Origin of the sequence: Roseburia sp. AF12-17LB, from assembly GCF_003479605.1 — a bacterium.
GTDB lineage: Bacteria > Bacillota > Clostridia > Lachnospirales > Lachnospiraceae > Roseburia_C > Roseburia_C amylophila.
The window spans coordinates 60,828-84,765 of sequence record NZ_QUHR01000003.1; the positions used below are offsets into that span (position 1 = coordinate 60,828).

19 protein-coding genes are annotated in these 23,938 nt (G+C 39.8%); all 19 read right to left on the minus strand.

Features of this window, described 5'->3' with window-relative positions:
- Positions 1-21: 21 nt before the first annotated feature.
- On the minus strand, positions 22-2,106 hold the full coding sequence (locus DWV68_RS04855) for an efflux RND transporter permease subunit (protein WP_118057122.1): 2,085 nt from the start codon (positions 2,104-2,106) through the stop codon (positions 22-24).
- Between the two features lie 155 nt (positions 2,107-2,261).
- Positions 2,262-2,828: a TetR/AcrR family transcriptional regulator C-terminal domain-containing protein gene (locus DWV68_RS04860; protein ID WP_118057084.1), complete on the minus strand. Its 567-nt coding sequence runs from the start codon at positions 2,826-2,828 to the stop codon at positions 2,262-2,264.
- Between the two features lie 32 nt (positions 2,829-2,860).
- Entirely contained in the window at positions 2,861-3,913 is a 1,053-nt protein-coding gene (locus DWV68_RS04865) for an HD-GYP domain-containing protein (protein WP_118665134.1), read from the minus strand.
- Positions 3,914-3,987: 74 nt separating this feature from the next.
- Positions 3,988-4,218, minus strand: a complete 231-nt coding sequence (locus tag DWV68_RS04870; protein WP_118665136.1) for a hypothetical protein — start codon at positions 4,216-4,218, stop codon at positions 3,988-3,990.
- 31 nt (positions 4,219-4,249) lie between these two features.
- Positions 4,250-4,846 carry an HdeD family acid-resistance protein gene (locus DWV68_RS04875; protein WP_118665138.1) on the minus strand — a complete coding sequence of 199 codons (597 nt, stop codon included), beginning with the start codon at positions 4,844-4,846 and terminating at the stop codon, positions 4,250-4,252.
- A 46-nt stretch (positions 4,847-4,892) separates the two neighbouring features.
- Complete coding sequence (ybaK, locus tag DWV68_RS04880) at positions 4,893-5,372, minus strand: Cys-tRNA(Pro) deacylase (RefSeq protein WP_117841638.1); 480 nt, start codon at positions 5,370-5,372, stop codon at positions 4,893-4,895.
- Positions 5,373-5,405: 33 nt separating this feature from the next.
- Entirely contained in the window at positions 5,406-6,566 is a 1,161-nt protein-coding gene (locus DWV68_RS04885; protein WP_117696573.1) for an ATP-binding protein, read from the minus strand.
- Positions 6,567-6,605: 39 nt separating this feature from the next.
- Positions 6,606-7,931 (minus strand): MATE family efflux transporter, encoded by a 1,326-nt coding sequence (locus DWV68_RS04890; protein WP_118665140.1) that lies wholly within the window; start codon positions 7,929-7,931, stop codon positions 6,606-6,608.
- 439 nt (positions 7,932-8,370) lie between these two features.
- Positions 8,371-9,567, minus strand: coding sequence for a cation:proton antiporter (locus DWV68_RS04895; RefSeq protein WP_117841635.1), 1,197 nt, complete (start codon positions 9,565-9,567; stop codon positions 8,371-8,373).
- A 419-nt stretch (positions 9,568-9,986) separates the two neighbouring features.
- Positions 9,987-10,763, minus strand: coding sequence for a glutamate racemase (gene murI / locus DWV68_RS04900; protein ID WP_118665142.1), 777 nt, complete (start codon positions 10,761-10,763; stop codon positions 9,987-9,989).
- 87 nt (positions 10,764-10,850) lie between these two features.
- Positions 10,851-11,075, minus strand: coding sequence for a hypothetical protein (locus tag DWV68_RS04905; RefSeq protein ID WP_022242971.1), 225 nt, complete (start codon positions 11,073-11,075; stop codon positions 10,851-10,853).
- 136 nt (positions 11,076-11,211) lie between these two features.
- Positions 11,212-12,033, minus strand: coding sequence for a rhamnulose-1-phosphate aldolase (rhaD, locus tag DWV68_RS04910; protein WP_117841633.1), 822 nt, complete (start codon positions 12,031-12,033; stop codon positions 11,212-11,214).
- A 68-nt stretch (positions 12,034-12,101) separates the two neighbouring features.
- Positions 12,102-13,352 (minus strand): L-rhamnose isomerase, encoded by a 1,251-nt coding sequence (locus tag DWV68_RS04915; RefSeq protein ID WP_117841632.1) that lies wholly within the window; start codon positions 13,350-13,352, stop codon positions 12,102-12,104.
- 18 nt (positions 13,353-13,370) lie between these two features.
- Positions 13,371-14,774 (minus strand): rhamnulokinase, encoded by a 1,404-nt coding sequence (rhaB, locus tag DWV68_RS04920; RefSeq protein WP_117841631.1) that lies wholly within the window; start codon positions 14,772-14,774, stop codon positions 13,371-13,373.
- Between the two features lie 102 nt (positions 14,775-14,876).
- Positions 14,877-15,860 carry an AraC family transcriptional regulator gene (locus DWV68_RS04925; RefSeq protein ID WP_117841630.1) on the minus strand — a complete coding sequence of 328 codons (984 nt, stop codon included), beginning with the start codon at positions 15,858-15,860 and terminating at the stop codon, positions 14,877-14,879.
- Entirely contained in the window at positions 15,802-17,505 is a 1,704-nt protein-coding gene (locus tag DWV68_RS04930; protein WP_118665144.1) for a class C sortase, read from the minus strand. Before DWV68_RS04930 ends, DWV68_RS04925 begins: the two co-directional genes overlap by 59 nt.
- Before the next feature lie 20 nt (positions 17,506-17,525).
- Positions 17,526-19,184 (minus strand): isopeptide-forming domain-containing fimbrial protein, encoded by a 1,659-nt coding sequence (locus tag DWV68_RS04935; RefSeq protein ID WP_118057074.1) that lies wholly within the window; start codon positions 19,182-19,184, stop codon positions 17,526-17,528.
- Positions 19,185-19,333: 149 nt separating this feature from the next.
- The gene (locus DWV68_RS04940; protein ID WP_118665146.1) at positions 19,334-22,153 is read right to left on the minus strand and encodes a prealbumin-like fold domain-containing protein; all 2,820 of its coding nucleotides are present in this window, start codon (positions 22,151-22,153) and stop codon (positions 19,334-19,336) included.
- A 35-nt stretch (positions 22,154-22,188) separates the two neighbouring features.
- Positions 22,189-23,928, minus strand: coding sequence for a methyl-accepting chemotaxis protein (locus DWV68_RS04945; protein ID WP_022242963.1), 1,740 nt, complete (start codon positions 23,926-23,928; stop codon positions 22,189-22,191).
- Between the last annotated feature and the right edge of the window lie 10 nt (positions 23,929-23,938).

Consider the following 23,938-nt stretch of genomic DNA (forward strand, 5'->3'; position numbering starts at 1 on the left):
TGTTATGTCCTCCTTCTTAATCTATACCGTTTTGTTCTTGTTGCGGAAACCAGCACTGGTTACGCAGATTACTTTATCAAATATCATAAACAATGAAGGTAGTACAAAGATTACAACCAACATACTAATCAGTGCACCTCTTGCCATCAATGTACATAAGGAACTAATCATATCGATATCAGAATAAAGTCCTACACCAAAGGTTGCTGCGAAGAAACTTAATGCGGATACGATAATGGACTGGATGGAGCTCTGCAAGGCACTTGTAATTGCTTCCTTCTTCTCGGCTCCCTTATATCTTGCTTTTTTATATTTATTGGTCATCAGGATTGCATAGTCAACCGTTGCACCCAGCTGAATGGTTCCGATTACGATGGATGCGATAAACGGAAGCTGTGTACCGGTGTATGCCGGAATACCCATGTTGATAAAGATTGCAAAGTAAATTGCAGCTACCAGGATAATCGGCAGTGATATAGATTTAAATACAACTGCGATGATTACGAAAATTGCTCCGATAGATACTGCACTTACGACTTTGAAGTCATGGTCTGTCGTGGTAATCAGATCCTGCGTACATGGTGCTTCACCAATTAACATGCCATTTTCATCATAGTTCTTAATAATGCCGCTGATGGCATCACACTGTGCATTTACTTCATCTGATGCTACTTTATACTCGGAAGTAATCAGCAGCAGTTCATAATTTTCATTTTCCAGCTCGCCACGGATAGAATCCGGGATGACATCTCTTGGAATTGCCGGTCCGACGATTGCATCCAGACCAAGTGTTGCCTTTACACCATCCACATCATCGATTTCATCAATCATCTTCGATATGGTCTTTGGCTCTAAGCTGCTGTCTACTAAAACAATGTGGGTAGCACCCATATCAAAATTTTCTTCCAGCTTGTTATTTGCTGCAATACTTTCCAGTGAATCCGGCAATGTACCAGCCAGATCATAATATACGTTCGTATTGTTATAACCCCAGATTGCAGGCCCTAAGATTACCAGGAATAAAATAATGAATATGTAATGATGGCTGGTAATCCAGTTTGCAATATTTCCAAGGTCCGGTAAGATAACACGATGCTTCGTTTTCTCAATTGCCTTGTCAAACACCAGAATCAGGGATGGAAGAATGGTTACGCAGGCGATTACACCGAAGATAACACCCTTAGCCATTACCACACCAAGGTCAAGTCCCAAGGTAAAGCTCATGAAGCATAATGCAATAAATCCGGCTACTGTAGTAATGGAACTTCCGACTACAGAAGTAATGGTATTTGAAATTGCATGTGCCATGGCACGATTCTTATCTCCCGGAAACCGTTCCTGATTCTCCTGATAACTGTGCCACAGAAAAATGGAGTAGTCCATGGTAACACCAAGCTGTAAGACTGCCGCCAACGCCTGCGTTACATAGGAAATTTCCCCTTTTATTACGTTACTTCCCAGATTATATACGATTGCCATTCCGATACTTAATAAGAAGAACAACGGAATGATTGCGGAATCCATTGTCAGGGAAAGTACCAGAACAGATAACAATACTGCAATCAATACATAAAACGGAACCTCTTTGTTGGTCAGATCCTTAATGTCTGTTACAACTGCTGACATACCACTTAAGTAACACTGTTTTGTTGTGATTCCACGAATCTCTTCAATGGCATCCATTGTCTCATCTGCTGACATGGAAGTATCAAACAAAACCGCCATCAGCGTGCTGTCCGATTCATCATTGTTGAATATGTCATAAATTTCATCCGGCAATACGTCCATTGGTACGGATAAGTCTGCCAGTGAATCATACCATATAACAGATTTAACATGGTCTACATCTGCAATCTGTTCCCGAAGGGTGGAGATATCTTTATCTTCCATACCTTCAATGACACATAGGGAAAATGCTCCTGTACCGAACTCATCTACCAGAATATCCTGTCCTTTCATGGACTCTAATTCATCTGGCAGATAGGAAAGGATATCATAGTTAACCCTTGTGTTAAAGTAACCAAATGCTGCTGGAATCAGTAAAGCAAAACTGATAATAAGTATCAGGACTCTGTGCTTTACGACGCCCTTTCCAAATTTAATCATCTCTTTACCATCTCTTTCTTTTTCATGTTTTTCTAGGTAAGAGTATAAAAAAAAAGACTGCATCCGAACATATGCAATCTTTTTTGGCTGTATCAATCCAATATACAAATTGTTGAATCTGTAACAGTTGCTATACATATCTGCCAATTTGTATATTAATTATCGCCTGTAATATCTGCGATAGAATTGCGAATCATATAATTATAAATATCCGACATCTCTTTTGCCGGCATAGACATTCCACTTTTTATCCAGGTAATTACCAGAAAACATAAGGACTGGGCATGATACCGGGCAATCCGCTCTTTTGTAAGCCATGGCGATGGAATCTTCTTATCCAGATTCTTCTCTTCCAATACTTCTATCAATGTTCCCGTAATACATTCCTTTACAATATCTTCAAAAGAATTCTGTCCCTCTAGGCGGCTTGCTTTGGTATAGAAATCTTTTTCTTTTTCAATACCAGCAAATATAATAATTAACGCCTGATCAATCATTCCATTCTGAATCAACGGCTTTACCGGCTCTAATAATTCAGTCCGGATAATCCACTCTAACAGTTCATACTTATCCTGAAAATGATTATAAAAGGTCGGACGGATAACTCCCGCTTTATCAGTTATCTCCTTGATTGTAATCTTTTCTATAGGTTGCTTGATTGTCAGCTCTTTTAGGCTCTCCGCAAGCAGTGTATCGATTGCGTTCCTTCCCTGATTCGTCATAACTTCCTCTCATCTTCCTATCAAACAGCCGTCTAAACGACCAGTCGCACTATGGTGATACTTCTTGCTTCCTTATCATTCTTAAGGTCTATGATTTCTCCTGTATCACAGACTTTTACAATGGGGCGAAGCACAAATCCCTGATAATTATGCTTTACTACTGCCATTCTGCCATCAGAAAGTTCCACTTCACAGCCTGCCGGATAGACAGCCACCCAGCGTAAAAATACTTCCACCAGCTTCGGATCAAACTCCGAACCGTTCATTGCCATTATATATTCAATGACATCTGCCGGCGGCATCGGATCACGGTATGGCCGTTTTGAAATCATGGCATCATACACATCTGCCAGCTTGATAATTCTTCCATAAATACTGATTTCATCACCGGATTTGCGCATCGGATAACCTTCGCCATTATAGCATTCATGATGTTCTAATACACCAAGATATACTTCCGGTGCGAAATCAAAATTATCCCTCAGGAACTCATATCCTAACTTCGGATGCTGTAATACGATTCTTCTTTCATCCTCGGTCAGTGCACGACGTGCATTTAATATATCTATCTCTAAGAATTTCTTTCCGATATCGTGAAGTAATGCAGCCGTAGTAAGAATGCGGAGCTCATACTCATTCATTCCATAATGTGCTCCGATTACTGCGGATAAAATTCCCACATTTACAGAATGAAAATAAGTATAATCATCATAATTCTTAAGACTCATCATGTTATACATTACTTCTTCATTTTCCAGAAGACTGTCCACCACCTGCATGACAGCTTCCCGAATCTGCCATTCCTGTTCGCTGACATCTTCCTCTTCCATACGGTCAATAAACAGACGATGTACTATTTCCAGGCTCTTTGAGTGAATAGACGGCTTAATTACTTCGGCAATCTCTATTTCTTCGGAAAACTTATCATCAATATAAAGACCCGGATAACCCATCTTATCCAGATTCTCTATCTGCTCCTGATTTAAAATCTGATGTCTGCCTAAAAGCATGACTCCCTGACCGTCTAATATGTCCTGAGCCAGTACCATTCCGGCCTCCACCTTTTTTATTGGTAGATAACGCATCTAAATTGCTCCTCTTTGTCTTTTGTTACCCCACACGCCTATTCTATAACATTTTATCTGCGATTACAACTTTTTTACTCATCAAATTCTACCGTCACAAAAAAGCCCTTCGGTGTTTCCTTTACGGCCACTACCGTCCCTTCGGTAGACTTCAGGCGTTCCCGGAAGGTATAATTTGCTGACATTGCAAATGCATTTCCAAGTGTATAGTAATAGGAAGTCGGCAGCTTACTCTCTGTCACCGGTAACACATCTCCTACTTCCAGTAACCCGGTTCTCTCCATTTTAAACTCCATCTGCCGCATTGATAATACGCCTCCTGATTATGCTTCTAAATTATTCATTTTCTTCCGAATCTTCTTCTACCGCTTCCACATCAATGGCCTCTTCCGCCTGTTTTGCCGCTTTGACAGCACCTGCCACACGATATACTACAAACAAATCACTCAGCCCGTCATAAATCAGTGCAATTCCTACAATTACCATAGCAATCTGTACCATCTCGATGGCTTTCCAGATTAATAATATTCCGAATGCAAAATTAAGAATTGTAATCAAAAGCAGGATTCCCCATGCTGTGTCACCATTCTGCTTTGCTTCGATGGTCATCCGTAAGTCTTCCAGACCATGCATCAGCAATACGACTCCGATTACTACTGGGAATATCTTTGCAAAGTTCAATGGCTGTACCAGAATCCATACCCCCAAAATAACCAGTGCAATTCCGGTTGCCAGTCCCAGCCTGCTTTCGAGTTTATTTCTCATATAAGAAATAATATGTCCGATTCCCATCACGCATAAAATAGCTGCTAAAATATAGCAAAGTACCTTTGTTACCTGTGCAGGCCATATCATAAGAATAACTCCCAGTGCCACACAAAGAATGGCGGATAATATAACATCTGCTTTGATTCTCTTTAATGTTTCCCTCATAATAAATACGCTCCTTCCACTTATTTTTTTATTTCATTTCTTTCATTTATTTTGCAGTAATATCTGCATAGGCTGCTCCGGTTACTGCCACTAAGTCTGCCGGAGATAATGCCATGGATGTGCCGATTCTTCCGCCACTGATATAGATTTTATCAAACTGTTCCATGCTTTTATCCAAAATGGTCGGGAACTGTTTCTTCATTCCAAGGGGGCTGCAGCCGCCTCTTACATAACCGGTAATCTTTGTAATATCTTTTACATGAATCATTTCTACGGATTTCTCGCCGGCCGCTCTTGCTGCCGCCTTTAAATCCACCTCTTCTGCAATCTGTACCACAAAGACATAATATGCCTTGCTTTTTCCCTGCATGACCAGTGTCTTATACGTCTGCTCCACCGGTGCTCCGGTAAGCTCTGCCGTATGCAGTCCGTCAATAAATTCATCACATTCATAATTTAAGATTTCATATGCCACTTTATGCCGGTCTAAAATCCGCATGGCATTAGTCTTTACTTCTTTTCCCATGGTTTTATGCTCCTTTTGGGTTCTTTTTGCATGTTACTCATCCGCTCCATTCACATAGGTTTCTAAAAAAGAATGTTTTACCCCATCTTTCTTATAAGCGATAATGGTACTTAAATTTACATTTTCCACACTGCGGAAGATATTATTTTCCACATATGGATTCACTTCTTTTAATCTGGCAATCAGCTGTTTGATTTCCATCCGTTTTGATACGGTACGTCCATCCGGGTCACAGGTGGTACAGGTATCGGTAAAATGGCAGGCACACTGGATAAAATGCAAATCATTATAATCTCTCCAGTGCTTGATATCATCCTCCCGGATTAAATACATCGGACGAATCAGTTCCATTCCTTCAAAATTCGTGCTGTGAAGCTTCGGCATCATGGTCTGTACCTGTGCACCATAGAGCATTCCCATTAAAATAGTCTCAATGACATCATCATAATGATGTCCCAGTGCAATCTTATTACAGCCTAATTCCTTTGCCTTACTATATAAATAACCGCGGCGCATTCTCGCACACAGATAGCACGGAGAATTTTCAATCTCATATACCGCATCAAAAATCTGTGTTTCAAATACCGTAATCGGAATCTGCATCAGCTCTGCATTCCGTTCAATCACTTTACGGTTCATCTCACTGTATCCCGGATCCATCACTAAGAATACCAGTTCAAATTGGAATTTATTATGCCGCTGCAATTCCTGAAAGAGCTTTGCCATCAGCATGGAGTCTTTACCACCGGAAATACATACTGCCACTTTGTCTCCCGGCTGCAACAGTTCGTATTCATTGATTGCTTTTGCGAATTTACTAAAGATTGCTTTATGAAATTTCTTGCGGATGCTCTTCTCAATTTCCTGACAGCGTTCCTCTTTCTCTGATGTTTTCTTCTGGAAACTGTCCAGCAGATATGCGCCATAGCCGCCCTCTAAGCTGACTGCATCAAAACCTTCTTCCCTTAGTCTTTCCGCTGCTCCGATACTGTTGATTCCTTTGGCACAAAATAGTATCAGACGCTTGTCTGCCGATAGTTCCTCTTTTCTCAAAAGAATCTCCTGCTCCGGCAGATTGACTGCTCCCCTGATACTTCCATAGCGGAAGGCATCCTCATTTCTGATATCGATTAACTGGTATTCCCCAGTCTTATATTCTTTTAATTGTGCCAGATTAATCTCAGTATCTGCCATGCTTCCGCTCCTTACTTTCAATTTTTCTCTTATTTTATACTAGGCGTTTTCTTTTATCAATACCTTCTGTTTCCATTTTCCGCTCCGCCACCGTAAAATCATTCCCACTGCCCGGACACATTCATCCATTGCCATACCGATATATGCTCCACAAACCAGCAATCCAAGATGAATTCCGAAGAAATAAGTTCCCCCCACCGCACACAGGTACATGAATATCGCAGCAATTACTGTAGTAAATGCTGCATCGCCGCTGGTCTTTAAAGCATTTCCGTATACCAGATTAGTCACCCGTCCAATTTCAAGGACAATATCGATTGCCAGCAGCTTTCCAACCAGAGATACCATCTGTGGGTCATCCGTAAACATCCGTATCAGCCAGTGGGACGATAATGCAAAGATGCTCTCCAGTATCGTCGCAACAATTACGCCTACAACTGCTGCTTTTCTGGTTCCTTTATCACAGGCTTCATAATCCTGTGCACCTATCCGCCAGCCGACCATAATTGCATTTGCCTGGGCTAACGCTGCACCTACGCAGTAAGAAAAATTTGTAATCTGCATGGCATAGGAACGGGCTGTTACGTTCATTCCATTGGCATCCATCTGATTTAAGAAACGGATAATCAAAGTCATTGCCACATTATATAGTGCTGTTTCCAAGGCAGAAGGCAGTCCGATCTTGACAATCTGTCCGAATACCACACGGTTCTTAAGCCTCTCCTTCTTCTCCTTCGCATGAATATAATAATGTCCGAAGCAGATTACCAGGCCAAGATTCAATACCCTTGAAATTACTGTTGCTGCAGCAACTCCTGCTACTCCATAGTGGAACCCAAAAAGGAATACTGCATTTAAGATAAGATTTAAAATGTTGGCAGATACCGTTGCCACAAGAGGCTGTCTGGTATATCCAAACGCTCTTAAGTAGCTGGAGAAAATCGGAATCAGTGCGTTTAAAATACATCCGCCTCCCACAATCCTAAGATATGTTTTTGCATACTCCATCAGAGAATCTGCCACACCAACCGCTGATAATATCATTCCTGACTGGAAGAACAAAAATACCGCAAGAATTGCTCCTACAATAGCGTTAAATAACATGCCAAGCTGTCTTGCCTGATATGCAATCCCCTCTTTTCCGGCACCGATATACTGCGTCATAACCGCAATCATTCCGGCTGAAATAACAGAAAACATAATGATAAAAATACCTATATAGGTATTGGCTGTTCCAACAGCACCGACTGCTGCATCTCCCACAGATGAAAGCATCAGTGTATCCACCATGCCGGAAAGCATATAACATAATGTTTCCAGGCAGATTGGTACAAACAATTGTCCAAGAGTTTTCTTTTGTTCCACGTTTTGTCCTCTTTCTTTTCTTTCGATAGTTCTTTACATTTTATAATTTATCTTTTTGAATGGCGTCTGTGTAGTCTGCCAAGACGGGATGCGGTATCAGGGTGTAAGTAGTATCTGGAATTTGTTTTTTCGTTGTCTCTGTTCCGGCAACCGGTGCAAAGTCACATCCCTGTTCCTATGCACCTCGCTGGTACATCCCTGTACCAGCGTTGCCAGATAAAGAACAAATTCCAGATACTACTAACAGCCCCGATAAGCATCCCTGCTTTGGCAGACTACACAAACGTTTATCTAAATAGCAAATACTAAATAGCAAGCTGCAAATAATAATAAAATCAATAGCTATGCGCAATTACAAGAAAATCCTGCGGACGCAAATGTAACAAACTTACATTTATTTTTGGTCTGCAGGATTTTATTTTACTGCGCTATCTGACTTTTATGCTGCCGGCTGTTCAGACTGTTTATCATGCATTACCAGCTTCAGCAGAATCGGGGTAATCAATGTTGTCACGATTACTACCAGTACGATTGGTGCGAAGAATCTATCGTCTAACATGCCGCACTGATATCCCTTCTGGGCAACAATTAACGCAACCTCACCACGGGAAATCATTCCGACACCAATCTGTAATGCTTCTTTATTTGTATAGCGGCAGAACTTTGCGCCCAGTCCGCATCCAACCACCTTGGTCAGTAAAGCAATAACTAAAAGGATAATGGTAAATCCTACCATAGAACCTGTCATTCCGTCTAAGGATGTCTTAATACCGATACTTGCGAAGAATACCGGTGAGAAGAATAAGTAAGACGGGAAGTTGATTCTGTCTTTTACATATTCACCATTCTTCATGCTGCAAAGCATCAGTCCTGCAAAATATGCCCCTGTAATATCTGCAATGCCGAAGAATTTTTCCGATACATAGGATAACAGGAAGCAGAATGCCAGTGCAAATACAGTAACACGTCTTTTCTGACCTTCGCTTTCAATTAATGGTTTGCATTTTGATACCAGGAAGAATAAGATTCCGATTACAATAAAGTAAAGGACTATCTTAACCATAACAGTAACCGGATTTACGCTGGTATCCTTTAAGCTTGTTACAATGGTAAGTACAATAATTCCAAGAATATCGTCAATAACGGCTGCGCCAAGAATGGTTGTTCCGACTCTTCCCTTTAAACGTCCCAGTTCACGCAATGTTTCTACTGTAATACTCACAGATGTTGCTGTCAGCACAACTCCGATAAAGACAGATTTCAATACCTCCTGATAATCTGCAAAATCTGTATGGAAATACAATGCATACCCTAAAAATCCACCAATCAGAGGAACAATAACTCCGATTAAAGCAACGATAAAGGATGCCAATGCATTTGCCTTGATTTCTTTCAGATCAGTCTCCAGTCCTGCGGAGAACATCAGAAAAATAACTCCGATTTCAGCTGTAATTTCAAGGTATACTCCGTTGGTTCCATCCAGTGTGATAAGTTTTAATACAGATGGTCCTAAAATAATACCGGCTGCCAGTGCTCCTACTACTGCCGGCATATGCACTTTTCGTGAGAAAAGTCCTAATACTTTTGTTGAAATTAAAATAATTGCTAAAAAAAGCAGAAATTCATAAGATTCCATAATATGACCTCTTTCCTTTCTTCTCTTGTTTTTTCTTTTTACATTCTCCTAAACCCGGAACTATGTTAACTCTTTTTGTTGGTAATAGCAATATATTTTTTCTTTTTTTGTTACTTAATATTTATATATTTTCCAGATTTTTTTGTTACTTTTTCACAATTAGAAATCAGTCCTTCTTTTTGGCATGAAAAAACAGCCCTTCCGGACTGTTTTTTCGAGGAGTTTAGTTATGAAAATGTTTCATCTATTAAAAGGAAATTATTGCCACTTTTTTCTCAAACGAAAGGAAATCTGTTTTTTTATTTTTGCGTTCCTTCATTTGATAGATTCATTATAGCCATGAAATGTGTCTAAAGTGTGTCAGTTTTCGAAAAGGATTCTAAAAAAATCTAAAAAAATATTCCCATTTAATTTATATTTTATTTAGAATTAAGTAATGTTTCGCACAATCGCAGCTTTTCCAGTGTTGCCGCGCTGTTTTCAAATATTACCCTGCCTTCTCTGTCTCCAGTATACAATAATTCCTTTTCCATAAGCCGCCGTCTGGTCTCCCGTGCCACACCGGCTCCTCCATCAAAAAATTCCACTGTATTCCCCATCACTTCTGCTATTGCATCCTTTACAAAAGGATAATGGGTACATCCCAAAACGATTGCATCCACTGTTCCCTCACAATATGGTTTCAACAGTCTGTATAAAAACGCCTTCAAGTCTGCACTGTTTAATTCTCCACGCTCAACAAATTCCACAATTCCGGGACATGCCAGCGGATAAATCTCCGCTTCCTTTTCATAACGCGCCATAAGCCGTTGAAATTTTTCTTCCCGGATTGTCATTGACGTTGCCATAACAAGTACCCGCGGATGCTCCATAAACTGTACTGCAGGCTTTAATGCAGGTTCAATTCCAACCACCGGTACATCAGGATATTCTTTTCTCAAAATCGAGACATCTGCACTGGTTGCTGTATTACAGGCAATCACTACTGCTTTTGCTCCTTCCGACAGAAGATGTCTTACATGGCATTCCGTAAGTTCCCGCACCTCTTCTAAGCTTTTTCCACCATAAGGTGCATTTTTAGAATCTCCAAAAAATATATAATTTTCATCTGGCATCAGGCGTACCAGTTCACGTAATACACTTATTCCACCTACACCTGAATCAAATACTGCAATTGGTCTTTCGGTCTGTTTCATGATAGCCCCCTGTTTTCGCATACAAATAGGTTCTCTTCTTTCGTAAAAAACTGCTGAAAACAGTTTTTCCGTTTTCAGCAGCAATTCTTAATTTTCCCTCGGGCATCTACGCACTCTCTTAATATTGCAGTCCTGCACATCACACGGAGCACAGTCTACCAGTCCTTTTAAGAAGCAGAACGCCTGACGGCTCTCCTTCTTAGCCGTGTCTTCTTCCCGCGGACACCTGGACACATGCTTTACATTGCAGTCCTGAATCTGTCCCGAACTGCAGTCCACAAGCCCTTTCAGGTAACAGAATTTATTTTCCATTCTTTCCCCTATCTACTCCTTATCACCCCAACATTATAATTTCTAATGTCATCTTTATTCTATCATCTTGGGATGGAATGTGCAAGCCATAACAGACCTGTGTTTTGAATACTTTTCCAGCAAAAACGATTACTTTCTATTTTTCATATAAAAATTTTTCCGGCAGTGTTACTTTAAAATCTTTTGCCAGATGCCGGAATTCATCTGGCTGGATGGTCTGACGTTTCTGACTCTGCATAGATAACATCTTCACCAGTATCTCTGCTGATTTTTCAGCCGTATGCATAAGTCCAAATGTCAGATCAAAATCTTCTCCTGCCGCAAATGTACCATGATGCGCCCAGATTGCCAAGTCATATTTTTCCATCAATTTGCTGGTAGCAACAGCTATTTCTCTGCCACCCGGCACCATCCACGGAACAACACCAATTCCATCTGGGAATACAACCGGACATTCTGTTGCCATTTCCCAAAGTTCTCTTGTAAATACTTTATCTTCCAGCGGCAGAACAAAGGTCAGGGCAATAATATTGGTGGTATGTGCATGATATACAACCCGGTAATTTGGATTTTTCTTCTTTTTTACTTCCAGATTCATCAAATGACTCGGTAATTCAGAAGTTGGTCTTCCACCATTTACCAGTCCCCAGACAATACGGTAATTTTCTCCTTTTTCATCCAGTTCTATCATGCAGATGGAATCTTCCGGTTTCAAAATCACATTGCGAAAATACTTGCCGCTTCCAGTTACCAGAAAATATTCTCCTGCAAGATATGGCACAGATGTTCCGATTGGCTGCCATTCTTTACTATTAAAATTTTCTTTTACCATTTCTACTTCTTCCGGTTTTACACGATACGATAAATTACCGCCATTTCTTTCATGCCATCCCTGTTCCCAGCCATCATTTGCCATACGGATGAATCCCTGTACAAATTCTGCATCTAAAAACTTCATTCTCTCTTTTCCTCTTATTATATCTTTCTGATATTTTTCTTTCTCAACTATTATTGTTTGTATGTTCTCTAGTTACGGTTTACCAATACTTCTTTTTCATATTTTTCGATTGCATCATAGAAATGTGCATCATCTGTAACACCTTCCCGTCTGCAATATTCTTCCCAGACTTCTCCAATTGGAAGCATCTTTACTGCCTCCTGCATTACCATTAATCTGCCCAGCTGATTGGTATCCTGTAATTCCTTCAACTGTTCATTCGGAGTACATAAAGCCATAAGCAGAGCCTTCTGCCAGCTTCGGAATCCTGTTGCAAGTGCAGAAACACGATTAATGCTTGCATCAAAATAATCCAATGCCATATACACCCTGTCCAGTGCCTGATTTCTTACAATCTCTTTTGCCATTTCCTTTGTTTCATCATCCAGCAAAAGAACATGGTCGGAATCCCAGCGCACTCCTCTTGTAATATGTAATGCAAATTCTGGATAAAAGCACAACATTGCAGGTATTTTATCTGAAACATATTCCTGTGGATGATAATGTCCATTATCCATAAGCGGCATACAGCCCTCATGCATTGCAGCAAAGCTTAACGTAAATTCTGCAGAACCTACCGTATAAGATTCTACTCCGATGCCAAAGACTTTCGATTCCACGCATGGTTTTACGAGATTTTTGTCATATGGTTCTGATAATATCTGCTCTATGGAATCCTTATATCTCATGCGTGGTCCCATTCGGTCTGCCGGCACATCCTTAAAACCATCTCCGGTCCATATATTCATAACGCAAGGCATTCCCGTTTCTCTTGCGAAATACTCCGAAATGCGGATACATGCCTTTCCATGTTCAATCCAGAATTTTCTGATTTCCTCATCGGGACTGGAAAGTGTCAATCCATTCTTTACTTTTTCATGTGAGAAAAATGTAGGATTAAAGTCAATTCCCATATGATGTTTTTTTGCAAAAGCAACCCATTTTGCAAAATGCTTCGGCTCTAAAGCATCTCTGTCTGCAAATTCGCCTTCTTCAAAAATAGCATAAGACGCATGAATATTTAATTTTGCTGTACCCGGCATAAGTTTCATTGCTTCTTCCATATCTGCCATAAGCTGTTCTGGTGTCTTCGCTCTTCCCGGATAATTTCCTGTTGTCTGGATTCCACCGGTCAATGCACCATCATTATCAAATCCCATTACATCATCGAGCTGCCAGCAATGGAGGGAAACCGGAACCTTTTTTAACTGCTCCATTGCCTTTTCCGTATCTACTCCCCATGCGGCATATTTTTCTTTTGCCATTTCGTAACTTGTCATACTTTCTAATCTCCTTCTCTATGCTTTATATAATTTAATTTCAAAGGAATGATAAATACACTCCCTCGCTTCTTTCAAATCAGCGAATTCTCCTGCTGTAATCATCTGTACGGAAATATTTCCCAATGCCGTTGCCTCTGTCGGTCCAGCCAGAACTGTTTTTCCGGTATATTTTGCTGTCAGTTTGTTCAGAAAATCTGCATTTGCACCACCTCCAACAATATGGAGTTCCTGATATTTCTGTCCGGTAATTATTTCTATCTCTTTTGCTGCCATGGCATAACAGTTTGCCAGACTGTTATAAATAACAGCCGCTATTTCTCCGATTGTCTTTGGAACCTGCTGCAGCGTCTCCCAGCAAGCACTTCTTACTTCCTCTACCATACTTTCCGGTGCTAAAAATCTTTCATCATTTACATCTACCAGCGAGGTTATTTTTTCTTTCTCTGCCAGTTCACAGATTTCCGCAAAACTCATATCCGGAACAAGTTCTTTTCGAACCGACTGTATCATCCACAATCCCATGATATTTTTTAAGAAACGATAACGATATCCATAACCGCCTTCGTTGGTAAAATTGTGAAGCATACTTTCTTTGCTGCAAACTGCCTGCAGCCGTTCTGTTCCCATCAAAGACCATGTACCAGAACTGATATATAAGGTCTCTTCTTTCCGGGACGGCACTGCTACAACTGCTGATGCTGTATCATGTGTCGGTGGCAGAATCACCTTGCAGTTAAATCCCACCTGTTTTTGAATCTCCTGTTCAAGTGCTCCGACTTCACAGCCTGCCATTTTTATCTCTTGAAAGATATTCCGCTTTATTCCAAGCTTTTCAATCAGTTCATCATCCCAGTCTTTTGTTGCCGGATTTACCAGCTGTGTTGTAGTTGCATTCGTATACTCCTGCACTTTCCTGCCTGTTAACAGGAAATTAAAATAATCCGGAACCATCAAAAAAGTTTCTGCACGTTCTAACTGGCCTGGTTCTGTCTTTTTTAATGCCATCAGCTGGTAAATTGTATTAAAAATCTGTTTTTGGATTCCTGTTCTCAAATATAACTGTTCTTCCGTTATTAATCTGTATACCTCTTCATCCATTCCATAGGTCCGCTTATCCCGGTAAGCAACTGTTTCACCAATTCTTCTGTCATTTTCATCTAAAAGCACATAATCCACTGCCCAGGTATCAATTCCCATGCTATATGGAATTTTTCCAAGTTCCGCACACTTTTTCATTCCTGAAAGAATTTCCTGAAACAGTCTTCTGACATTCCACACTTTATAACCTTTCCGATCAATCATTTCATTAGAAAAGCGGTAGATTTCTTCTAAAACTATTTTTCCATCCTCTAAGTGTGCCAGCATGTGTCTGCCACTGGATGCACCAATGTCCACTGCAAGATAATATTTTGTATTCATTTTCACACTCCTTCTTCCTGTTCGTTAATCTAAATCTAACAAAAATAAGGACAGTTTGTTAGCCTCTCATTAGACCAAAAAACTGTCCTTATTTTCCTTGTTTTAAATTCTTATATGCACGTCTTTCTTATGTAAATCACGATATTTTTTTGGTGTCATTCCATAGCGTTTCTGAAACTGCCGATAGAAATAGCTCTGGTTTTCATAACCAACTTCCAGTGCAATGTCCTCCACCGTAAGTTCAGTCTCTACTAACAGATATACTGCCTTTTGAAACCGTTTTCTCTGCAATAGTTCCTGAAATGTATATCCTGTTTTCTGCTTCATCAATTTACTCAATACTGTCATCGACTGATGGGTATCTTCCGCAATCTTAGTCAGATTTGCATTCTGGCAATCACTGTTAATATATTCCATCACCGCCTGTACAACAGTTTCCTTATAATCAAGGGATGAGTTATGGCTCAAATTTTCCAGATGATTCAACAGATATAAAAATACAAGCCCCATGGTATACTGATTGGCAATATCTTCATTACAATGTGTATGCAGCATGGATTCTATCATATTTTCCATCAGATTCTCCACCTGTAAATCTTCTTTTAAACGAAATAGCAGATAATGGGAAACTGGATTCTTCTGCCGCATTGCACCAATTACAAAATCAGCCAGTACATTTTTCTCATGCAGCATCGTAAGTGGAACTTCAAAAAATTCCGGTAATGCAATAAAATTAATTCCAATATCTTCATACTCAGCCCTTTTTATTGCATGTGACACATGCTGATTCAGCATCAGCACATCTCCTTTACGCAATACCAGTTCTTTTCCTTCTATATAATGTGTAATACTGCCCTGTACCACATACATCATTTCCACATAATTGTGCCTATGCTCCGGGAAATCCACAAACCGGCTGTGTGGACGTACCGTAATCAGCTTTCCTCGCTGCAGTAATCTTTTTCTGTCAATCTCTGTCAGGTTATCTTTCGCATACAGACTTTGTTCCACCGTACTTTGTCCTGATTTATACTTCTTTTCTTCCTCCGATATTATCATCAATTCGTCCAGAAGTTCTTTTCTCATCCCGTTTTCTCCTCAATGAAACTTTTCCTAAAAACAACAATACAGCCAATATGCTTCCAGAAGCTGCCAGTAATACGAAAGTCTGCTGCCATTCCGTCTCATCGCCTGTCTTAATCTCCTCTGTTTCCAGTGGAGTCACAGGTTCCTCCCTTTCTTCCTGCGGTTCCTGAGGTCTTGAAACTGCCTTCCTTGCCAGCTTTAAATCCACTACCGCATCCTTCATCCAGACATACTTTCCATCACCTGTTTTTTCGATATTCTCCATAAAACCAGGCAGTGTAATCAGATACGGATCTGCCTGATAGACTTCATCGGATAAATAAAGCGGTTTCATGCAAACTAAATATACTCCGGCTTCCATTCCATCCTTGCTTCCTGTATTATCTGTCAGTTCAATCTCTGCATCCGGTTCTGTCTTTGCACTCTCATCCCATTCGGTAACCCCAAGAGATGCCGCCACATCTTCTGCTTTTTTCTTATATTCACGGGCGGATGATTCCACGGATAACTCCTGTATATTTAACCCGGAATATTTTTCTAAATCACGGTATTCCCCTGTCTCTGTAATATCTGCAATGCGATATAGCCTAAGCTCCAGCTTCTGCTCTTTTAAAGTTGCACGGTATGCATTGGGAATTTCAAAAGTAATAGAACATGGTTCCGATACCGGAATATCCTCCTCTGCCCGTACACTCTCTGGCTGCAGACCAGCAAAACATATCATTATGAATAGTATTTTACAAACTATTTTATTCCTGTGCTTTCTCCCTTTTGTTCCATGGCTGCTTTTTTTCTTTATCATCCAGATGATACTTCTGCATATTACAATGGAGCCTATAGCAGCTATTATTCCAATAAAAATCCATGCCAGATAATTCGTATGAATGCTTTTCTTTGCCTGTCTTTCCTGCTCCTTCTCCTGTTCCTCTACATAAGGCACTCTGTGTCCGCGCACCAATAAACGCTGCGTATTTACACCATATGGCGTACAGGTAACCAGCGTTACATAATCCTTCCCTTCTTCTACATTTAAAATCTCTGTATCTTCCGGCATCACAGTTTCTATCTGATCTACTTCGTATGCCAGAATATCATCTAATATATATAAGTAGAACTGGTCTCCTTCTTCCAGTAAATCAAGGTCTGTAAACAGGGACATTCCTGGAATTCCCCGATGCGCTGCTATGGATGCATGTGTTGAAGTTCCACCGATTGGCAGCGATGAACCCTGGATATGTCCTGCTCCTTTTTGTAATACCTCTTCTCTGGAAGTATGATATACAGGTATAATTTCGCCAATCTTCGGAATAGACAGATAACCCATCATACCATCCCCATTCTGATTCAGGCAGGACATATATTCACTATCCTGCTGTGTTACTTCCTCCTGTTCTGCCTGAATGAAACTATCAGGAATTACAATTGGCTGCAACCGCTCGTTATATGCCGCTGCTTTCTCCCACTCCTCTTCTAAACTGGTATCCTCCGCTTTTTCTGCATTTTCATGCTGATATTCTTCAAACTTTAATTTGCTATTATACTCGTTCCACATATTAGAAAACATTGGATAAAGCAGCAGGGCAAAGCCTGTCAAAAAGCCAACTGCCATGAGAAACATTAATGTTTTACGTACAGATTCTTTCATTCTACTTTGCCCTTCCTTAATTATTTTACCTGTTTTCTTTTTCTCAATGAAACAAACATTGTTCCAAATCCTGCCATTAAGACAACTGCTGCAACAGTCAGTGCAATCATTCCTGCTCCACCTGTCTCCGGTAAGGTAATAAGTGGTGTATTATTAATTCCAAACGTATCTGCATTTGCAGCATTGTCTGTTGTATTTATTGTTCCATTATCCAGCTTTTCATGTGTAAAAGTAATAGAATTTCCAGTTGCGCCATTTACTCTTACCGTATAATTCTTTAATTCTCCTGTCAGTTCATTATAAGTCGGTGTGATTACAATCGTATAAGTAGTCTTATCCAATGCATATCCCAATGGTGCCTTGGACTCTTTTAAAGTATATGTACCTGCATCCAGACCGGTTGCTGTCAGCTGACCATTGTTTTTTGATACAATATAATCATATGTTCCACTTGTCTCGGTAGTATATTCACCATCACTGGTAAAATATAACTGCTTTCCATTTGCATCAAATAACTGGAACTGTGCACCGTCCAGTGCTACTTTATTATCAAGTTCTGTCGTTGTCTTTACACCATATTTGGTAATCTCTGTAGTTTTCTCAGAACCAGTTCCATTTACCAGAGTATCAAATCCAAATGTATAATGATGTGTGATATCCTGCATCGGATCACTCATATCAGTACCGGATGCTACCGTAGAATACTTTAAAGTTGCTTTATTCTCATCTGAATCAAAGTTTACTTTTGCTTTCTCATTTACTTTTGCCTGATAAGTAATTGCAATCGTATTTCCTGCATACTGATAAACATCCTCACCATATAAATCTAATGTAAAACCACTTGTGGAGGTTGTAATATTGGTTGAAGTACATTTCTTGTTTGTTACAAATAAATCATTGATGGATGTTCCTTCTAATTTAATAGAACTTACATCCAGAGTCAGTCCATCTGTGAGTGAATCCTTAATATTATAATGTAACTTATCAGATAACCAGGATCCCTGATAATCCGGAATTGTCATCGTAATCTTAAATTCTACTGTGTCTCCAATATTCGCATCCCCATATTTATATGCATTTCCATTTTCAATTACTTCCTTCTTCATGGTTGGATCGCTGGATTTCTTCGCTGCTACATGAATCACTCCGTTTTCATCTGCAATAGATGCTATTCCAGTACCACTGTACTGATAATTTACCGCAACCACATTACCACTATAAGAATATTCTTTGACCTGTTTATTTGCAGCGATTACATATAAACCAGGTTTTACATTTGATACACTATAGGAAGCATCTGCAGCATTATACTGCATGTGTAATACAGTCTTATCTACAACAGCATCTCCTTCTCCATCATGTAAATCCCAGTCATCAGCTCCCATTGTTGAATTCAGATTCATATAAAAATAAACCAGATCATCTGTATCCACTTTGCCATCTTTTACTCTCGACTCAACATTTCCCTCCGGATTGTATTTCCAGTAATGATTTCCATTTGCATCTACTGCATCAATTGCAACTGCATATGCATAAACATTACATCCTTCCTCGATTCCGGTTACCTGAATCGTAGTGGCAAGATCTGCCGCCCTAACCGTTTTCGCCGGCAGAATTATACTAAGTACCAGCATTACTGCCATCATCATTGCCTTCCATCTTCTTACTCTCTGTTTCATATTCTCTCTCCTTTACTTGTTCAGACAATTATCAAAGCGGTGCTCCAGGCCGCCTTGCAATCGTCCAGTTTATATCAACACTGTCAATCATTCTTACATTTTTAGGGAATTTAAAAAAAACTAAGTTATACTACTGATTGGTGAAGAACCTATACTTTTTGCTGGCGTTGGGAAATCACCAGCATTAGTACGGCAAAAAAACTCATGAAAAGTGTACCGATAACCGCAAGCGGATAGAGCCCTCCACTTTTTGTTTCTGGCATACGATATACTGCTTTATCTATAATTGAAAGTGTTAATACCTTATTTACCGCATCATATGATGCCTCTCCATAACCTGCCCCACCCTGCGTTACTTCTATTTGTGAAGCATCCTCATTTATACTTAAGATAATATCTTCCATTATTTCATATCCCACAGGTGCATGTGTTTCCCGCAGAATATAGGTTGTATTACATGCAAGCTGCAGTGGTTCTCCATTTGTATCTGTAAATTCTAATTCTCCGATTTCATGTCCATCTGTTCCATCCGAACTTGTAAGCGATATAATTTCCGTTTCGCCGGATGATTCCACCTGATATAACGTAAATTCTGCACCAGACAGAGCCAATGCATCAATTACTTTTGTTCCATATTTTCTTGCCTGTAAAGTCCATGTCGGTGGTTTTTCCTCATCATAAACAGAAAATACTATGGCATCTTCCTGCCTTGTCACACGCCAGTCCCCATATTCTGTTGTGCCACCTGCATCTGCCCCGGAAAGTGTATTTCCATCTTCCAATAAAACGTCATTGATAAATACCTGATTTTCTTCTTTTATCCTGATATCTATCTCATCTGACATCAGATAAAAGTTTTCCGGTGCTTCTGCTTCTTTTAATTTATAATGGGCTCCTTTTGAACAGGTAAATTCTGAGCCATTTAAATCCAGCAGTTTTACCGTACCATTTGTATCTGTTGTTCCGTTTGCCACCAGTGTAACCGGTTCTTCTGCTGTATATAATTCAAAATGCGCTCCTGAGAGTCTCTGCTGGTATTCTGTGTCACGGTACTTATCCACCTGAATGGTATAATCTATATTTTCTTCTAACAGTTCCGTAGAATTCTTCAAAGTAAACACAATTTCTTTATTCACCAGCATTCCTTTGTCGCCATATGTAGAATTCACTACCTGTTCTGACGTTCCAAGCACTTTGTTATTGGCAACCACTTCTACAACTGATACTGTCTTTCCGGTACTTTCATCCAGCTTATGTTTAATTTCAATAACAGCTAATTCACCTCTTGCCACATACCCATCCGGCGCAGTATCCTCTGTCAAAACATAAGTTCCATCATCTACCATTAACTTTCCCATTTTCTCAGCATCCAGATAAATATAAGTTTCACCGGCCGCCACGCCATCTTCTTCCATACCGGTTGTTCCACTTATTCCGATATCTTCATAACGCACTGTTCCGTCTTCCGCTATATTCTTTTTCTTAAGTGAAAATACAGCCCCATTTAATCTGTCATCCGTTCCAATATCCCGTTTTGATATTTTGATACTATAGTACACAGCATAATCTTCCTCTAATTTATCCCGTTCTGTATAAATCAGATAATTATAATTCTGCATCTGTCTTTTGTCTCCTGGTGAATCAGAAGCCTGAATCAGCATGGTCTGTCCCTTTACATCTTTATAGGTATACTTCCTACTGTACAAATCTGCCTGATAAGACGGCCAGTTGGACGGATATTCCTTTCCAGCCATTTCATTCTTCGTCGGGTCAAATCCCGCCGAAATCATCAATCCTTTTGTAGAATTAATAAAATAACTGGAATAAGTATAAAATTCTTCCTGTGAGATTGGATTTTGCGAAGTTCCTTCGGTCTGTGTCGCATTTTCAATAACTGTATGTCCGGTACAGACTGCATTACTGTTGGGATATGCTGAATCAATATCTATATATCCATCTCCCACTACAACAAGCCTGTCTGTAACCTTAATAAAATGCTTCGTCGTGCTTGCCCAGTTATTCTGGTGCAGATATACAATTCCTTCTATATCTATAACACCCTCTATTCCAAAATATCCATAATTATATATGGCATTTTTAGTCTTATTTCCATTATAAGCTGCGCAATGTATCACAGCCTTGCTTTCACCGCCCTCTTCTTTCTTCGTTCCACCTTTCATATAGAAATAGCCTGGTCCATCTCCGGAATCATCTACATAAACAGCAGCTCCTTCTGATGCATTACAATTTTCAATTGTACCTCCATACATATAAAAAGACGGTTTCTTCCCGGAGAAAGTGCTTGCCACATATACTGCACCGCCATACTGTGATGCCTGGAAATTACGTATAACTCCACCATACATGTGGAATACCGGTGTTCCCATATTACTTCTGGATAAATTCACGCAGCCACCACTCTGTGGAAGCTTTGTCATATTCTCCCCTTCCAATGTTCCACCATATAAATTTACTGTGCCGCCACTATAGATCCAGATTAACTGACAGGATGCGTAAATGACACCTCCACCGGCAGAATCCCGGATATTGAGTACTGCATTATCGCTGCATAACATAAAACTTGCGTTATTCTGCATCGTCATCTTATGGCCATTCAAATCAATATTCAAAACACCATTTAACTGACAAATGCCTGAAGCTGTCACATCCTCTGTCAAAGAAATTGTTCCTCCACCGTTATAACTGCCCAGTGAAATCGTGCCACTTCCATAAGTCTGTGAAAAAAAGGCTATCTTGTTTTCTTCTGTATTATCTACATCTTCTGTGTCCTCTGTTTCTTCTGTACTCTGCTCTAACTCACCTATCTCTGTTTCATAAATTTCTTCACCATTTTCCTGCTCTTTTGCATTCGCATTCTGTGCAAAAGACAGCAGAAGTAATAGTGTTACCGCTAATAATGCCTGTACTATATGAAATTTATGTTTCCTTTTTCTCCCACAAAAAAGCATTTTCCCTCTCCATTAAATATCTTCTTTAATAAACACTATATATTAATAAACCTTTCTGTCTCTCCTTTAAGTCCATTTGATACGGTCTGATTTACATATGACTGCTCTTTGATATCTTCTACTGCTTTTGCCAAATCCTCGACACTTCCTGCGAAGACCTGTAACCCTTCCGAGCTTTCATCGATAGACGTTGCTATGGTATCCATGTTTTCTTTCATTTCATCCATTGCCTGATACATATCCTGCACATTATGATTGATTGTTCCGCAAAAATCTCCCATATAGTCTGCATCCTGGCGGTAGCGGGAAGCCATCATTTCAAAACCGTTATAATCCTGCAATATGTTCTGATTTAAGAACTCCATCATTTTTTCCACCTGTTCAATCAGTGTGCTGACTGCTGTGGTCACAGACATATTAATTGTCTGTATCTCACCCATCGTCTCCCGGCTATTATCTGCCAGTTCCCTGATTTCAGATGCTACTACTGCAAATCCTTTTCCCGCTTCTCCTACTCTTGCAGCCTCTATTGCAGCATTCAAAGCCAAAAGATTAGTCTGTTCTGCAATTCCAAGAATCTGTTCTGTCAGATTTCCTATTTCATAGATTTTTTTGCTTCCTTTTAAGCTGTCCGCAATGCTATGTCCTAAACTGCCAATCATATCATTGGTTTCCTTTTTGCTTTCTGCTGTTTTTTTCTCGATATAATCTGCCCGTTCACGCATTTCATCTACGAATTGAACTCCATTTCCGGTTTCCTCTGATATATCTCTGACATTTTCTACTATTTTTCCAACCCGTTCACTAACCTGTCCGGAACGGTCATTAATTTCCATGATTCCTGCAGATAACTCTTCAATTACAGCTGACATATTCATGGTCTCTTCTCCGATATTTCCAGCCTGCCTGTTCATTTTATCTGCAACTTCGTCCATATCGGATGAACCATCTTTTAACTGCTTCATGATATTTTGTAATTTTTCTACAAAAAGATTTACTCCTGTAACCAGTTGTCCTATCTCATCCATCCTTTTTACCGGAATCCGGATGCTTAAATCTCCATTTCCATTCTGGATATCCTCTACCATCTGGTTTAACTGTAAACTTGCTTTTTTGAGTGGCTGAATAATCGCCTTATTCACCAGTATGTATGTAACTAAGCAGATAATCAGAAAACATATGCCGATTGTTACACTGATAAGATAAGTTTTTTGGGTCCGGGCTTTCATATTCTGTGAACTGCGTTTTACATTCTCATCTAACTTTTCCTGAAAATCATTGCATGCCGACTCCCGCGCCTGTATTTTTTCTAATGCACTGCCTCCAATGATGGATTTTGCTTTTGCAATATCTCCATCATCTCTTGCCTGTCTGCATTCTTTCAATTGCTCCATCAGTTCTTTATTTACACTGCTGTAAGTCATAAAACTGTCGGTTAAACTCTGCTCTGAAATATCTTTGGTCAGCTTTTCCATTTCCGTGAGATACTGGGCAATGGCTTCTTCCTCTGTTTCCATATTTCCACTGATATCCCCGGCAATCAGCATGTCTTCATCACTGAGTGCGGTTAAAATATTGGCATATTTCTGACAGGTTTCAATTTTCTTTTCCACTCTTCCATAATATTTCTCCATGGAAATATAGCCATCCGTAACAAGCTGCTCTGCCTGTTCAATTTTTGTTACCTCTCCGATAATTACCGTAATTCCAATTACCATTACCAGAAATAAACCAATTGCCATAAATAGAAATTCTTTTTTTATTGTTTTCTTCATATTTACACCT

What these genes read in the sequence shown, in the direction of transcription:
- murI (WP_118665142.1), bottom strand. Translation starts at nt 10,763, where the DNA reads ATGAAACAGACCGAAAGACCAATTGCAGTATTTGATTCAGGTGTAGGT.
- DWV68_RS04935 (WP_118057074.1), bottom strand. Translation starts at nt 19,184, where the DNA reads ATGAAACAGAGAGTAAGAAGATGGAAGGCAATGATGATGGCAGTAATG.
- DWV68_RS04940 (WP_118665146.1), bottom strand. Translation starts at nt 22,153, where the DNA reads ATGCTTTTTTGTGGGAGAAAAAGGAAACATAAATTTCATATAGTACAG.
- rhaD (WP_117841633.1), bottom strand. Translation starts at nt 12,033, where the DNA reads ATGAAGTTTTTAGATGCAGAATTTGTACAGGGATTCATCCGTATGGCA.
- DWV68_RS04905 (WP_022242971.1), bottom strand. Translation starts at nt 11,075, where the DNA reads ATGGAAAATAAATTCTGTTACCTGAAAGGGCTTGTGGACTGCAGTTCG.
- DWV68_RS04925 (WP_117841630.1), bottom strand. Translation starts at nt 15,860, where the DNA reads ATGAGAAAAGAACTTCTGGACGAATTGATGATAATATCGGAGGAAGAA.
- DWV68_RS04930 (WP_118665144.1), bottom strand. Translation starts at nt 17,505, where the DNA reads ATGAAAGAATCTGTACGTAAAACATTAATGTTTCTCATGGCAGTTGGC.
- DWV68_RS04855 (WP_118057122.1), bottom strand. Translation starts at nt 2,106, where the DNA reads ATGATTAAATTTGGAAAGGGCGTCGTAAAGCACAGAGTCCTGATACTT.
- DWV68_RS04865 (WP_118665134.1), bottom strand. Translation starts at nt 3,913, where the DNA reads ATGCGTTATCTACCAATAAAAAAGGTGGAGGCCGGAATGGTACTGGCT.
- DWV68_RS04860 (WP_118057084.1), bottom strand. Translation starts at nt 2,828, where the DNA reads ATGACGAATCAGGGAAGGAACGCAATCGATACACTGCTTGCGGAGAGC.
- DWV68_RS04945 (WP_022242963.1), bottom strand. Translation starts at nt 23,928, where the DNA reads ATGAAGAAAACAATAAAAAAAGAATTTCTATTTATGGCAATTGGTTTA.
- DWV68_RS04870 (WP_118665136.1), bottom strand. Translation starts at nt 4,218, where the DNA reads ATGCGGCAGATGGAGTTTAAAATGGAGAGAACCGGGTTACTGGAAGTA.
- ybaK (WP_117841638.1), bottom strand. Translation starts at nt 5,372, where the DNA reads ATGGGAAAAGAAGTAAAGACTAATGCCATGCGGATTTTAGACCGGCAT.
- rhaB (WP_117841631.1), bottom strand. Translation starts at nt 14,774, where the DNA reads ATGAATACAAAATATTATCTTGCAGTGGACATTGGTGCATCCAGTGGC.
- DWV68_RS04885 (WP_117696573.1), bottom strand. Translation starts at nt 6,566, where the DNA reads ATGGCAGATACTGAGATTAATCTGGCACAATTAAAAGAATATAAGACT.
- DWV68_RS04915 (WP_117841632.1), bottom strand. Translation starts at nt 13,352, where the DNA reads ATGACAAGTTACGAAATGGCAAAAGAAAAATATGCCGCATGGGGAGTA.
- DWV68_RS04875 (WP_118665138.1), bottom strand. Translation starts at nt 4,846, where the DNA reads ATGAGGGAAACATTAAAGAGAATCAAAGCAGATGTTATATTATCCGCC.
- DWV68_RS04895 (WP_117841635.1), bottom strand. Translation starts at nt 9,567, where the DNA reads ATGGAATCTTATGAATTTCTGCTTTTTTTAGCAATTATTTTAATTTCA.